10 protein-coding genes and 1 pseudogene are annotated in these 13,249 nt (G+C 73.4%); 9 read left to right on the forward strand and 2 right to left on the reverse strand.

Translation table 11 applies throughout. The features are described 5' to 3' along the window. Window positions 1-17 precede the first annotated feature (17 nt). From J2S44_RS20455 to J2S44_RS20470, 4 genes and pseudogenes are all read left to right on the forward strand, one after another. Entirely contained in the window at window positions 18-695 is a 678-nt protein-coding gene (locus J2S44_RS20455) for an ABC transporter permease (RefSeq protein WP_310416336.1), read from the forward strand. Further along, a complete protein-coding gene (locus J2S44_RS20460; RefSeq protein WP_310416339.1) occupies window positions 692-1,399 on the forward strand; it encodes an ABC transporter permease in 708 nt (235 codons plus the stop codon). The genes J2S44_RS20455 and J2S44_RS20460 overlap by 4 nt, the downstream gene beginning before the upstream one ends. A gap of 182 nt (window positions 1,400-1,581) precedes the next feature. After that, window positions 1,582-2,645 (forward strand): annotated as a pseudogene (locus tag J2S44_RS20465) (glycine betaine ABC transporter substrate-binding protein). A 116-nt stretch (window positions 2,646-2,761) separates the two neighbouring features. Continuing rightward, on the forward strand, window positions 2,762-5,107 hold the full coding sequence (locus J2S44_RS20470; protein WP_310416342.1) for a coiled-coil domain-containing protein: 2,346 nt from the start codon (window positions 2,762-2,764) through the stop codon (window positions 5,105-5,107). 14 nt (window positions 5,108-5,121) lie between these two features. On the opposite strand, the gene J2S44_RS20475 is transcribed toward J2S44_RS20470, so the two are convergent. Both J2S44_RS20475 and J2S44_RS20480 read right to left on the reverse strand, forming a co-directional pair. Then, window positions 5,122-6,261 carry an NADH-quinone oxidoreductase subunit D gene (locus J2S44_RS20475; RefSeq protein ID WP_310416344.1) on the reverse strand — a complete coding sequence of 380 codons (1,140 nt, stop codon included), beginning with the start codon at window positions 6,259-6,261 and terminating at the stop codon, window positions 5,122-5,124. Beyond that, on the reverse strand, window positions 6,258-7,301 hold the full coding sequence (locus J2S44_RS20480; RefSeq protein WP_310416346.1) for an SAM-dependent methyltransferase: 1,044 nt from the start codon (window positions 7,299-7,301) through the stop codon (window positions 6,258-6,260). Before J2S44_RS20480 ends, J2S44_RS20475 begins: the two co-directional genes overlap by 4 nt. A gap of 25 nt (window positions 7,302-7,326) precedes the next feature. On the opposite strand from J2S44_RS20480, the gene J2S44_RS20485 reads away from it, so the two are divergent. The 5 genes from J2S44_RS20485 to J2S44_RS20505 all read left to right on the forward strand — a co-directional run bounded on the left by J2S44_RS20485 (window position 7,327) and on the right by J2S44_RS20505 (window position 13,248). After that, entirely contained in the window at window positions 7,327-8,571 is a 1,245-nt protein-coding gene (locus J2S44_RS20485) for a phytase (protein ID WP_310416348.1), read from the forward strand. 135 nt (window positions 8,572-8,706) lie between these two features. After that, window positions 8,707-9,645: a Rossmann-like and DUF2520 domain-containing protein gene (locus tag J2S44_RS20490; protein WP_310416351.1), complete on the forward strand. Its 939-nt coding sequence runs from the start codon at window positions 8,707-8,709 to the stop codon at window positions 9,643-9,645. Continuing rightward, a complete protein-coding gene (gene panC / locus J2S44_RS20495) occupies window positions 9,632-10,474 on the forward strand; it encodes a pantoate--beta-alanine ligase (protein ID WP_310416353.1) in 843 nt (280 codons plus the stop codon). The genes J2S44_RS20490 and panC overlap by 14 nt, the downstream gene beginning before the upstream one ends. A gap of 135 nt (window positions 10,475-10,609) precedes the next feature. Then, complete coding sequence (locus tag J2S44_RS20500; RefSeq protein ID WP_310416356.1) at window positions 10,610-11,524, forward strand: septum formation family protein; 915 nt, start codon at window positions 10,610-10,612, stop codon at window positions 11,522-11,524. Between the two features lie 80 nt (window positions 11,525-11,604). Further along, a complete protein-coding gene (locus tag J2S44_RS20505) occupies window positions 11,605-13,248 on the forward strand; it encodes an L-aspartate oxidase (RefSeq protein WP_310416359.1) in 1,644 nt (547 codons plus the stop codon). Window position 13,249: the final 1 nt, after the last annotated feature.

Genomic DNA, 13,249 nt, shown 5'->3' on the forward strand with positions numbered 1-13,249 from the left:
AATGGGCGGTTTCGAGCGTGCAATACGCCGACGCACCCGGCAACCCGTGGTTTTCTTGGCAGTATCTGCGGGACAACGCCGATACGGTGCTGTCCGCGCTGGTCGAGCACGTGACGCTGACCACCCAGGCGGTGGCGTTCGCGGCGGTGGTCGGACTCCCGCTGGCCGTGCTCGCCTACTGGTTCCGGCCGCTCACCGGCCCGATTCTCGCACTCTCCGGCGTGCTCTACACCATCCCGTCGCTGGCCCTGCTCGCGTTCGTGGCGCCGCTGGTCGGCACCACCCGCCCGGCCTCGGTGCTGATCGCGCTGGTGCTCTACGCGCTGCTGCTGATCGTGCGTAACACGCTGGCCGGGCTCAACCAGCTGCCCGCGGAGGTTCTCGACGCGGCGCAGGGCATGGGGTACGGCCGGTTCGCGCGCCTGTTCCGGGTGGACCTGCCGCTGGCGATCCCGGCGATCCTGACCGGCTTGCGGCTGGCCACGGTCTCCACGGTCGCGCTGGTCACGGTGGGCTCGCTGATCGGCTACGGCGGGCTCGGCGACCTCATCCTGGGCGGTTTCCGGAACAACTTCTACAAGGCGGAGATCCTGGTCGGCACCGTGCTCTGCGTGGCGCTCGGCCTGCTGCTGGACCTGCTGCTGGCCGGTGCCGGGCGACTGCTCACGCCGTGGACGAGAGGTGCCCGCGGATGAACGCGATCAACCAGGCGATTCTCTGGCTCAACGACCCGCTGAACTGGTCCAACCCCGGCGGGATCCTGGACCGGCTGGGCGAGCACCTGTGGATCTCGTTCGCCGCGGTGCTGATCGGCTGCCTGGTCGCCTGGCCGGTCGGGCTCTGGCTCGGGCACACCGGGCGCGGCGGCGGCGTGGTCGTGTTGATCTCCAACGTGACGCTGGCGATCCCCACGGTCGCGCTGCTGACCATCCTGCCGCTGACGCCGCTCGGCTTCGGCCAGCGACCGGTGATCCTGGCGCTGGCCGTGTTCGCGGTGCCGCCGCTGCTGGCCAACGCGTACACCGGCGTGCGGCAGGTCGACCCGGAGGCCCGGGACGCCGCACGCGGCATGGGTCTGTCCGGTCGTCAGCTGCTCACCCGGGTGGAGCTGCCGCTGGCCGTGCCGTACCTGGCGACCGGCTTCCGGACCGCGTCCGTGCAGGTGGTGGCCACCGCGGCGCTGGCGTCGTTCGTGAACGGCGGCGGGCTCGGCCAGATCATCAGCGCCGGGTTCGGGCTCGGCATGTCGGTCGGTGGCGGTCAGATCCTGGCCGGCGCGCTGCTGGTGGGGTTGCTCGCGCTCGGCATCGAAGGACTGCTGGCGCTGGTGGAGCGGGCCCTGACGCCCCGGCCGCTGCGCCGTCCCGGACGGTTCCGTCGTCGACCGGCGACCGCCTGAAAAAGCAGCGTGCGACACCGAGAATGAAGGAATAGAAACGGCCTCGGCGTAAGTGTGATCGCGTACGGGATATGGATCATGACGATCCGGTGACAACTGCTGGTGAAAGTTGTCGTACCCGGCGCGAAAGATGTTGGGTGAGACAGCGCGGGCGGTCCCGACCCTGGTGAGGCACCAGGTGCATCCGCCCGTCGGACACGCGGCCGCCCCGACCGGGGCGCGCCGGGACACGGAAGGCGGGCACGTGAGATTTTCGCGTCTGACCGTCGGCGCGCTCGGCGCGCTGGCGGCGGCAACCATACTGAGCGGCTGCGGCGAGGCCGGCTCGTCCGGCACCGAGGCGCCGGCCAGCGCGGCGGCGGGCGCCGGCTGCGCGGGCGTCGCGGGCACGTCGCTGGTGGTCCTCACCGACGACAAGGGCCTGCAGAACACGGACAACGTGCTGCCCGCGATCAACAAGAAGGCGGCCACGCCGGAGCTGATCGCGGCGCTGGACAAGGTCTCCGAGTCGCTGGACACCACGAAGCTGATCGCGCTGAACAAGGCGGTCGACGTGGACCGCAAGACGCCCAAGGTGGCGGCGGACGAGTTCGCGGCGACCGCGGGCCTGACCACCGGCATCGCGAAGGGCCCGGGCGGCGACATCAAGATCGGCGCGGCGAACTTCAGCGAGAACCAGACGCTCGCGGAGCTCTACAACATCGCGCTCACCGCGGCCGGCTACAAGGTCACGGTGCAGCAGATCGGCAACCGTGAGCTGTACGAGCCGGCGCTGGAGAAGGGCGAGATCCAGGTCGTCCCGGAGTACGCGGCGACGCTGGCCGACTTCCTGAACGGCAAGGTCAACGGCAAGGACGCGGCGCCGGTCTCGTCGCCGGACCTGACCGCGACCACCACCGCGCTCGCGGCGCTGGGTGACAAGGTCGGCCTGGCGTTCGGCAAGCCGTCCGCCGCGCAGGACCAGAACGCGTTCGCGGTCACCAAGGAGTTCGCGGCGAAGTACGAGCTGACCACGCTCAGCGACCTGGCCGAGAAGTGCTCGGGCGCCGCGACCGTGCTCGGCGGTCCGCCGGAGTGCCCGCAGCGGCCGAAGTGCCAGGCCGGGCTGGTCACCACGTACAGCTTCCAGGCCGGTCAGTTCAGCTCGCTGGACGCGGGCGGCGCCCAGACGAAGAACGCGCTGAAGACCGGCACCATCTCCGTCGGCCTGGTCTTCTCCTCCGACGGCGAACTCGCCACAAGTTGATCTAATCGGAAAAAATCGGTCCGGCGCCATCCGCCCTGCTCGGGGACGGGATGGCGCCGGATTGTGCTATCCGAGCCCGTTTCGCTATCCGGCAACTCTGGGTAGGCTTCACCACCATGCCAGCCCCTGATCCGGTGGAGGAGCGGGCGAATCCACGCCTGACACAAGGCCTGCTCTGGGCCGGTGTCGGACTCGCGCCATTCGCGGCACTGCTCCTGCTCCTCGGCGGCAGCACCGGCATGCTCCGGTTCGCCGTCTTCGTCGTGCTCGTGTCGATCGCGCTGATCGGCACCTCGGTCGCTCTCCGTGGCGGATCGGGTGCGTCGCGCGTCGATCTCGAAGAGGCGATGGTCGAGGAGATGGTGCGGCTCCGCGCCGAGGTGCGCAGCGAGATCGCCAACGCCACCCGGGTCGGTCAGGCCGCGTCCAACCAGCGACTGCAGGCGCTCGGCGCCGCGCTCGACGGCCTGCAGGCGCAGCTCGCCGCGGTGCAGAGCGCCGCCGAGCCGGGCCAGCCGGCGATCGCCGCCCCCGCGGGCCGGGCCGCCATCGGTGCGTCCGCCGCGGTTCCGGCACCGTCCCCGGTGGAGCCGGTGACCGGCCGGGCGACGGCGTCCGTGTCCGTGTCCGCCGGCTACGCACGCGCATCCGTGACGCCCACGCCACCCGCCGAGCAGGACGGCTACCGCGGGCGCGGCTACGGCCAGGACGCCGGCTACGGCCAGGACGCCGGCTACGGCCAGGACGCCGGCTACGGCCAGGACGCCGGCTACGGCCAGGACGCCGGCTACGACGGGGACGGCGGCTTCGACCGGACCGCCGACTACGACCGGGACGGCGGCTACGACCAGCCCGGCACCGACGACCGGGACGACTCCTACGCCCGGGGCGACGGTTACGGGCAGGCCGGTGGATACCCGCCGGCTGAGGAGAGCACCTACGGCGGCGACCAGGGTGGCTACACGCCACGCCGGGCCCAGCCGGACGACGGCGGCTACACCGCCCGGCGCTCCGCGGCCGTGGAGCCGGACGAGATCTACGGCAGGAACTCGTACCGGGACGACCGCGGCGATCGTGGCGACCGCGGTGAGTGGCGCGGCGACCGCGACTACGACGCCGACGACCGCCCGGGTCACGACCGTTCCGGTTACGACCGCGACGGCTACGGCCGCAGCCGCGCGGACGAGGACCGCTACGACCGGCCGGCCTGCTACGACGCCGACGACGACCGCCGCGACCGGCGTGCGGACCGGGGCGGGGACGAGTCCGGCCGGGGCCGGGCCGGCGGGTCCGCCGGTGTGGGCCGGCGCGGCCAGATCTCCGGCGGTCTCGTCCGGCACACCGAGACCGTGCACGTCACCACCCGCTCGACGATCGTGGATCCGCGCGGCGACAGCGGCTCGCTCTACGGCACCGGCGAGTTCAACGGCCCGCGTGGCGGCTACGGTGACGACTACGGCCGGGACAACCTCGACCGTGGCCGCCGTGCCCGCGCGTTCGACCCGGGCGCCCGCGACTTCGACCCCGGCTACCGGGACTTCCGCGGCGGCGGTTACGGCAATGACGACAACGGCTACGGCGACGAGCGCAAGAACTACGGCGACGACCGCAAGGGCTACGGCGACGAGCGCAAGGGCTACGGCGACGAGCGCGGGAGCTACGGCGACGACCGCCGGGGTTACGGGAGCGAGCGCGAGGAGAGCACCGACGACGTGGTCGGCCGCCGCGCCGCCCGGCCCGGGCAGCCGAGCTGGGGTGAGCGCGGTGAGCAGGTCAACCCGTACGAGCGCCCCGCGCTGGAGGCGACCTCCGCCGAGCCGAGCTGGTCGCAGATCCGCCAGGCCGGCGACCGCTACGCCGCGGTCCGCCAGGACGACCGCGGCCAGGAGCTGCGCGTCGGCGAGCGCCGGGCCAGCGTGCACACCGACGAGTCCGGCAGCGAGCTGCGCGTGGAGGACCGCTGGGAGTCGGTCCGCCGCGAGGATCGCCCGAACCCCTACGACCGGGACCGCCGCGGCCCGCAGACCGGCCAGATGCGCCGGGTGGCCGATGCCGGCCCGTCCACCGGGCAGATGCGCCGGGTGGCCGACGCCGGCCCGTCCACCGGCCAGATGCGCCGGGCGATCGATGCCGGCCCGTCCACCGGCCAGATGCGGCGCGTCGGTGGTGAGGACCCGCAGCCGTGGCGCACCCAGCAGCGCGGCGGCCGGCGCGAGGAACCGTGGCGGGTCGGCCCGGACGACGGCCTGCCCGGCGCCGACGAGCCACTGCGCGGCCGGTACGACGACAGCTGGCGCGCGGAGCGCGGTGCCCAGGACCACCGCGCGGACGACCGGGACGACCGGGGCCGGCAACCGCAGCAGCGCTTCGACCCCGCCAGCCTCTACGGCGAGGCCAGCCAGTTCACCGGTGACCAGCGCGCGATCTCGGCGATCCAGTGGGACCGCGAGGACTACCGCTGAGCCTCGGCCGGCGCCTACTTGTCGATGTCGCCCACCACGAAGAACATCGAGCCGAGGATCGCGATCAGGTCGGGCACCAGACAGCCCGGCAGCAGCGTCGACAGGGCCTGCACGTTCGCGTACGACGCGGTGCGCAGCTTGAGCCGCCACGGCGTCTTCTCGCCGCGTGACACCAGGTAGTACCCGTTGATCCCGAGCGGGTTCTCGGTCCACGCGTAGGTGTGCCCCTCCGGCGCCTTCACCACCTTGGGCAGCCGCACGTTGACCGGCCCGGTGATCCGGTCGACCCGGTCCAGGCAGGCCTGCGCCAGGTCGAGCGACGCGTACACCTGGTCGAGCAGCACCTCGAACCGCGCGTGGCAGTCCCCGGTCGTCCGTGTCACCACCGGCACGGAGAGTTCGCCGTAGGCCAGGTACGGTTCGTCCCGCCGCAGGTCCAGGTCCAGTCCGGACGCGCGCGCGACCGGCCCGGACGCGCCGAACCCGGCCGCCTCCTCGGCGGACAGCACACCCACGCCCACGGTCCGGGCCAGGAAGATCTCGTTGCGCCGGATCAGGTGGTCCAGGTCCGGCATGCGCCGCCGGACCGCGTCGATCGCCGCCCGGGCCCGGCCGGTCCAGCCGTACGGGACCTCCTCCTTCAGCCCACCGACCCGGTTGAACATGAAGTGCATGCGGCCGCCGGAGACCTCCTCCATCACGGTCTGCAGCGTCTCCCGCTCGCGGAACGCGTAGAACATCGGCGTGATCGCGCCGATCTCCAGCGGGTACGAGCCGAGGAACATCAGGTGGTTGAGCACCCGGTTCAGCTCGGCCAGCGCGGTGCGCAGCCAGACCGCGCGCTCCGGCACCTCCAGGCCCATCAGCCGCTCGACCGCGAGCACCACGCCCAGCTCGTTGGAGAACGCGGACAGCCAGTCGTGCCGGTTGGCCAGCACGATGATCTGCCGGTAGTCACGCACCTCGAACAGCTTCTCCGCGCCCCGGTGCATGTAGCCGACGATCGGTTCGCACTCGACGACCCGTTCACCGTCCAGCCGGAGCCTCAACCGGAGCACGCCGTGCGTGGACGGATGCTGCGGCCCGATGTTGAGCACCATGTCCGCGGTGTCCAGCCCGGCCTGCGTCCCGACCGTCACTTCCCGGAGGGTCATGGCTCCACAATGCCATCTTCGGGGCTGAATGGGTGCGCCACGCCGATCGCCTGCACCAGCCACCAGTGCCCGCCGAGCCCGGCCGGGTCCAGCAACTCGGCCACCTCCGAGGCGCGCGCCAGCGCGCGCACATAACCCACCGGATCCGAGGCGGCCAGGTTGAGCGGCGGTCGCTTCCCGCCGGCCCCGAGCGCTCTCAGCGCGTCCCGTTGTGACATCAGCCGGTACGGATACCCGCCGGGCGACCGCGCACCGAGGGCCACGGCGCCGGCGTCGGCCACGGAGTCCATCGCCACGTGCGCCGTGACGTCCGTGCTGCCGTCCGCCCGCGGCGGCACCTGCCGCCCGTCCCGGTACCCGGTGAGCGTGCCGTCGAGCGGCCGCCCGGCGCGCAGATGTCCGTAGTCGACCGCGAGCGCGACCCCGCGCTCGACGTGCGTGAGCGCGGCGGACCAGGCCTGGTCCCGGGTGATCCCAACCTCCGCCCGCGCGCCCGGTGGCAGCGGCGGATACCAGCGCGCCAGCCACGCCGCGTCCGCCGCGGACACCGGCTCGCCGAGCGTGTCGTCGGTCAGCACGTAGCGAGGCCCGTCCGGGCCCGCCTCGGCCACGTCCACCGGCACGTTGTCCAGCCACTCCGTGGCGAGCAGCAGGCCGACGACGCGGTCCGGGATCCGGTCGGTCCAGCCGATGCCGGACGGCAGCCCGGCCGGCCGCCCGGCCAGTTCGACGGCGAGCGGCCGAAGCCGGGCACCGAAGCCGGCCGGATCCGACCGGGCGATCTCCAGCAGCAGCTCACCGCGCCCGGCGCCGACGTCGACCAGCTGGAACGGGTCCGGATGGCCGAGCGCCGCGTCGACCCGCGCCAGGAGGGGGCGCAGCAGGCCGGCGAACACGGCGGTGGCGTGCGCGCTGGTCCGGAAGTGGCCGCCCGGCCCGGCCGCGCCCGGCCGGGTGAAGAAGCCGTCCGGTCCGTAGAGCGCGGTCTGCATCGCCGTGCGCCATCGAAGGCTGTTCACGCCGAGTTCAGGACGAGTCATCGTGGACACCCTACGGTCGCGTCACATGCGATCACCTTCCCTGCGGGTCCTCGGCGCGGCGCTCGCCGTACCCACGCTGCTCCTGACCACGACCGTGACGCCGGCGGCCGCGCACGGGCCGCAGCGCCTCGAGAAACTGCGCGCGACGGCGGAGACGCCGGCGCTGCACGACGACGCGGCCGGCGGCGACGCCGACGCGGACGACCCGGCGATCTGGGTCCACCCGACCGACCGCGCGCGGAGCCGCGTGATCGCCACCGCGAAGAACGGCGGCCTGCGCGTCTACGATCTGCGCGGCCGCGAGGTGCAGTCGATCGCCACGCCGCCCGCGCCCGGCCCGGACGACGAGGCCGGCCGGTTCAACAACGTGGACATCGTCGCGGGCTTCCGGCTCGGCGGCCGGACCGTGGACCTCGCCGCGGTCAGCGACCGGGGCCGCGACCAGCTGCGCTTCTACGCGATCGACGCGCGCACCGGCCGGCTCACGGACGTGACCGCGGACGACGTGCCGTTCGCGTTCAACGCCACCCAGGCCGAGGTGAACGAGCAGCGCACCGCCTACGGCCTGGATGCCGTCGACGGCGGCTACCTGCTGGTCAGCCGCCGCAGCACGCCCGAGGTCGGCACGTTCCGGCTCGTCGCGGACGGCGGCCGGGTCACCTACCGCCCGGTCGACCGCCTGACGCTGCCGGCCGAGTTCACGCTGCCGACCGGTGCGCGCTGGGCGCCCTGCACCGACCCGGGCGACGGCCCGCAGGTCGAGGGCGTGGTGGTGGACGCGGTGCACGGCGTCGCCTACCTCGCGCAGGAGGACGTGGCGCTCTGGCGGGTGCCGGTCCGGGACGGCCGTTTCACCGGCCGGCCCGGCACGGTGGAGAAGGTGCGCGAGTTCGGCATCCCGGCCGCGTACGACGAGGCGACCGAGGAGTGCGTCGTGGACTACGCCGCCGACCCCGGTTTCGGCGGCCGGATCGCGGCGGACGTGGAGGGCCTGACGATCGCCCGGAGCACGCTCATGGTCTCCAGCCAGGGCGACGACACGTTCTACACGTACGACCGGCGCTCGCTCCGCCCGACCGGGCACTTCGCCGTGGTCGACGGGCCGCGCACGGACGGTTCGCAGGAGTGCGACGGCGCGGCCGTGACCGCCACGCCGCTGCCCGGTTTTCCCGGCGGGCTGCTGGTGGTGCACGACGGGCAGGACACGCCGGCCGACGGCGACCGCCCGAGCACGAACTTCAAGTTCCTCGATGCGGGATTCCTGCGCTGACCGTCGCGCACGGCCGTCCGGGTACGTACCCGGACGGCCGTGGTGAACGTTTTCACACGTGCTTGTATCGGCTCTGAAACACTGGCGCATACTGGCCCCGACCGGTACCTACCCTTCGAGGACTGGATCGCTGACATGGCCGCATCGACGCGCCGTACCGCACCCGCGCACATATCGAGCGCGACCCTCACCGTCGGCGTCGTCGGCGCCGGCCGGGTGGGCGCCACGCTCGGCGCCGCGCTCACCGCGGCCGGGCACCGGGTGATCGCCGCCTCCGGCACCTCCGAGGCCACCGCCGAGCGGATCGACCGGCTGCTGCCGGACACCGCCCACCTGCCACCCACCCAGGTCGCCCGCGCGGCGACCGACCTGCTGCTGGTCTCGGTGCCGGACGACGCGCTCGCGGCCGTGGTGCGCGGGCTCGCGGACGACGGCGCGCTGCGGCCCGGCCAGGTCGTCGCGCACACGTCCGGCGCGCACGGGCTGGCGCCGCTGGCCCCGGCCGTCGCGCACGGCGCCCGTCCGCTGGCGCTGCACCCGGCGATGACGTTCACCGGCCGGCCGGAGGACATCGCCCGGCTGCACGGCATCTCCTACGGCGTGACCGCGCGCGCCGAGGACCGCCCGTTCGCGGCCCGGCTGGTCGAGCAGCTCGGCGGCGCGGTCGAGTGGATCCGGGACGGCGACCGCGCGCTGTACCACGCCGGGCTCGCGCACGGCGCGAACCACCTGGTCACGCTGGTCAACGACGCGCTGGACCGGTTGCGCGACGCGGGTGTGCGGCACCCGGAGCGGGTGCTGGCACCGCTGCTGCGCGCGTCGCTGGAGAACGCGCTGGCGTTCGGCGACGCGGCGCTGACCGGCCCGGTCTCCCGCGGCGACGCCGGCACGGTCGCCCGCCACCTGGCCGAGCTGACCGAGGTCGCACCGGACTCCGTGGCCACCTACCGGGCGCTGGCCCGGCGCACCGCCGACCGCGCGATCTCCGCCGGCCGGCTCCGCCCCGTCGACGCCGAGCCGCTGCTCGACGTCCTCGCCGACGCCCGGGAGGGCACCCCGCATGACGACCTCTGAGCTGGTCAACACGGTCGCCGAGCTGGACGGCGCGCGGTCCAAGATGACCGGCCGCGTCGCCGTGGTGATGACCATGGGCGCGCTGCACGAGGGCCACGAGTCGCTGATGCGCGCGGCCCGGGAGCGGGCCGACCACCTGATCGTCACCATCTTCGTGAACCCGTTGCAGTTCGGGCCGAACGAGGACCTCGACCGCTACCCGCGCACGCTCGAGTCCGACCTGGAGATCTGCGCGCGCGCCGGCGTCGACCTGGTCTTCGCGCCGTCCGCCCGGGAGATGTACCCGGACGGCCCGCCGCAGGTCCGGCTGAACCCGGGACCGCTCGGCGAGGAGCTGGAGGGTGCCAGCCGGCCCGGCTTCTTCCACGGCGTGCTCACCGTGGTGCTGAAGCTGCTCCAGCTCACCCGACCGGACCTCACGTTCTTCGGCGAGAAGGACTATCAGCAGCTCACGCTCGTGACCCGGATGACACGGGACCTGAACGTACCGGTCGAGGTGATCGGGGTGCCGACCGTGCGCGAGCCGGACGGACTGGCGCTGTCCAGCCGCAACCGGTACCTCTCCGCACCGGAGCGGGCGGCCGCGCTCGCGCTCTCCGCCGGCCTTCGCGCGGGCGCGGACACCGCGGCGGCCGGCGGCGCCGCGGACGAGGCGTTCGCCGCCGCGCACGCCCGGATCCGGTCGGAGCCGGGCGTGGACCTGGACTATCTGGTGCTGCTCGCGCCCGACCTCGGCCCGGCGCCGGAGCACGGCCCGGCCCGGCTGCTCGTCGCCGCGCGCGTCGGCACCACGAGGCTCATCGACAACATTCCGATAGAACTGACTTGAGCTGCGGAAACATGCCGCCGCGGGACGCTCGATCGGTGCACGCGGCGTGCCGGGTCACGTCGCGGCGGCTACGTTAGGTCTCGCGAGATTCGGCGACGGTCGCGAGATGCGGCGACAGGCAGGGAGGTCTCTCGGATGCGACGCTCGGTGGCGGCGCTGGCGCTCGGCGCCCTGATGACGGCGGGGCTGGCCGGTTGCGGCATGCCCGAGGGGGTCGACGGCGAGCTCACCGACGACTGGGCCGGGCTCCCGGAGCCGAAGTCGTTCGTGCCGGCCGCGGGCGTCTGCTACTCGACGGACTTCGCGCCGATCGCGTTGCGCGCGCTGTCCACCCCGGTGGACTGCGCCACGGATCACCGCGTCGAGACCACGTTCGTCGGCACGTTCACCGGTGATCCGGCGAACGCCGGGAAGCCGCCGGCCCGCGACTCGGACCCGGCCCGCGCCGCGTTCGCCGAGTGCGACAAGCAGTCGGCCACGTACCTCGGCGCGGACTGGCGGCTCGGGCGGCTCTCGCTCGGTCTCGCGTTCCCGTCCGACCAGGCGTGGACCGGTGGCGCCCGGTGGTACCGCTGCGACGTGACCGAGAAGACGAACGTCGAGGAGAACGGCACCACCGTGGCCCGCAAGGGCACGGTCAAGGACGGTCTCAAGGCGGTGGACGCGCCGCTGCGGCTCGGCTGCTACACGCTGGACGTGCAGAGCACGCTGGAGATCAGCAAGATGGTCGCGACCGACTGCGCCAAGGAGCACAACGGCGAGTTCGTCGGCGTCTGGCAGGCACCGGCCAACCAGAAGTACCCGCAGGTCACCGACGTCGCGGCGTGGCAGGCGTTCTACAACAACTGCCGGCAGAAGATCGCGGAGTACGTGCGGGTGCCGAAGGACGACGACCTCGCGGCCCGCAGCGGTGTCGCACCGGTGCTGGCGAACGAGGCCGACTGGAAGACCGGTGACCGTGGCGCCCGCTGCTACGTCTGGCTCCAGGACATCAAAATCAACAAGTCGCTGCGCGCGGCCGGCCCGAACGCACTCCCGATCACGGACTGAGCCGGTGCGGGTACGCGATTAGCCCCACTTTTCGCCGGCCGCGCTCCCCAAAGGGTGGGCAGGTCGAGTTGACTGGAGGGATGCGTCCACTCGATCTTCCGGCCCTGCCGACGCGTCTCGCCGCCCCGGCGCCGGGCTGGACCGAGACCACCGACGTCATCGTCGTGGGCTCCGGTATCGCCGGGCTTACCGCCGCGTTGCATCTTCGCGAAGGCGGACTGCACGTCACCGTGGTCACCAAGGTCAACATCGACGACGGGTCGACCCGGTGGGCGCAGGGCGGGATCGCCGCGGTGCTGGACCCGCTGGACTCGCCGGCCGCGCACGCCTACGACACCGAGGTCGCCGGCGTCGGCCTGTGCGACGCCGACGCGGTCCGGGTGCTGGTCGAGGAGGGCCCGGCCCGGGTCCGGGAGCTGATCCGCACCGGCGCCGAGTTCGACCGTCACGCGGACGGTTCGCTGATGCTGACCCGCGAGGGCGGCCACCGCGCGAACCGGATCGTGCACGCGGGCGGCGACGCCACCGGCGCGGAGGTGCAGCGCGCGCTGCACGCCGCGGTCGGCCGCGACCCGTGGATCCGGATGGTCGAGCACGCGCTGGTCCTGGACCTGCTCACCGACGAGACCGGCAGGGCCTGCGGCATCACGCTGCACGTGCTCGGCGAGGGCACGGAGGACGGCGTCGGCGCGATCCTCAGCCGCGCCGTGGTGCTGGCCACCGGCGGCATGGGCCAGATCTACGCGTCGACCACGAACCCGTCCGTCTCCACCGGTGACGGCGTGGCGCTCGCGCTGCGGGCCGGCGCCGCGGTCACGGACGTCGAGTTCGTCCAGTTCCACCCCACGTCGTTCGTCTCCGGCGCGGTCAGTTCGGTGCAGCGACCGCTGATCAGCGAGGCGCTGCGCGGCGAGGGCGCGCACCTGGTGGACGGCGACGGCAAGCGGTTCATGGTGGGCCAGCACGAGCTGGCCGAGCTGGCACCGCGGGACGTGGTGGCCAAGGGCATCCACCGGGTGCTGCTGTCCGAGGGCTCCGACCACGTCTACCTGGACGCGCGCCACCTCGGCAAGGACTTCCTGGAGCACCGCTTCCCGACCATCCTGGCGTCGTGCCGCGCGGCCGGGGTGGACCCGGTGACCGACCTGATCCCGGTCGCGCCGGCCGCGCACTACGCCTCCGGCGGCGTCCGCACCGACCTGCACGGCCGCACCAGCATCCCCGGCCTGTACGCGTGCGGCGAGGTCGCCTGCACCGGCGTGCACGGCGCGAACCGGCTGGCCAGCAACTCGCTGCTGGAGGGCCTGGTCTTCTCCCGCCGGATCGCCGACGACATCCGCCGGGACCTGCCGCCGCAGGCCGAGCCGGTGCTGCACGACGCCAGCGCGCAGTGGGTGGTCGACGAGGCCGCGCGCCCGGATCTCCAGCGTGCGATGAGCCGGGGCGCGGGCGTGCTGCGTTCGGCCGGTTCACTGGTCGGCACGGCCGCCGCGCTCACCGCCACGGCCGGCCGCCGGGGCACGCCGCGCACCGCGAGCTGGGAGGCGACCAACCTGCTGACCGTGGCGACCGCGCTGGCCGGCGCGGCTTACGCCCGTCAGGAGACCCGCGGCTGCCACTGGCGGGAGGATTTCGGCACGGCGGAGGACGAGTGGCGCGGCCACCTGGTCACCGCGCTGGCCGAGGACGGAACACCCACCCACAGCTGGGAGCCCATCGCATGAC

The sequence above is a fragment of the Catenuloplanes niger genome (genome assembly GCF_031458255.1).
In the GTDB taxonomy this organism is placed as follows: domain Bacteria; phylum Actinomycetota; class Actinomycetes; order Mycobacteriales; family Micromonosporaceae; genus Catenuloplanes; species Catenuloplanes niger.

Bases quoted from the DNA above. Each gene is read 5' to 3' on its own strand.
- J2S44_RS20490 (WP_310416351.1), top strand. From the start codon at position 8,707: ATGGCCGCATCGACGCGCCGTACCGCACCCGCGCACATATCGAGCGCG.
- J2S44_RS20460 (WP_310416339.1), top strand. From the start codon at position 692: ATGAACGCGATCAACCAGGCGATTCTCTGGCTCAACGACCCGCTGAAC.
- J2S44_RS20475 (WP_310416344.1), bottom strand. From the start codon at position 6,261: ATGACCCTCCGGGAAGTGACGGTCGGGACGCAGGCCGGGCTGGACACC.
- J2S44_RS20505 (WP_310416359.1), top strand. From the start codon at position 11,605: ATGCGTCCACTCGATCTTCCGGCCCTGCCGACGCGTCTCGCCGCCCCG.
- J2S44_RS20470 (WP_310416342.1), top strand. From the start codon at position 2,762: ATGCCAGCCCCTGATCCGGTGGAGGAGCGGGCGAATCCACGCCTGACA.
- J2S44_RS20480 (WP_310416346.1), bottom strand. From the start codon at position 7,301: ATGACTCGTCCTGAACTCGGCGTGAACAGCCTTCGATGGCGCACGGCG.
- J2S44_RS20500 (WP_310416356.1), top strand. From the start codon at position 10,610: ATGCGACGCTCGGTGGCGGCGCTGGCGCTCGGCGCCCTGATGACGGCG.
- J2S44_RS20485 (WP_310416348.1), top strand. From the start codon at position 7,327: ATGCGATCACCTTCCCTGCGGGTCCTCGGCGCGGCGCTCGCCGTACCC.
- panC (WP_310416353.1), top strand. From the start codon at position 9,632: ATGACGACCTCTGAGCTGGTCAACACGGTCGCCGAGCTGGACGGCGCG.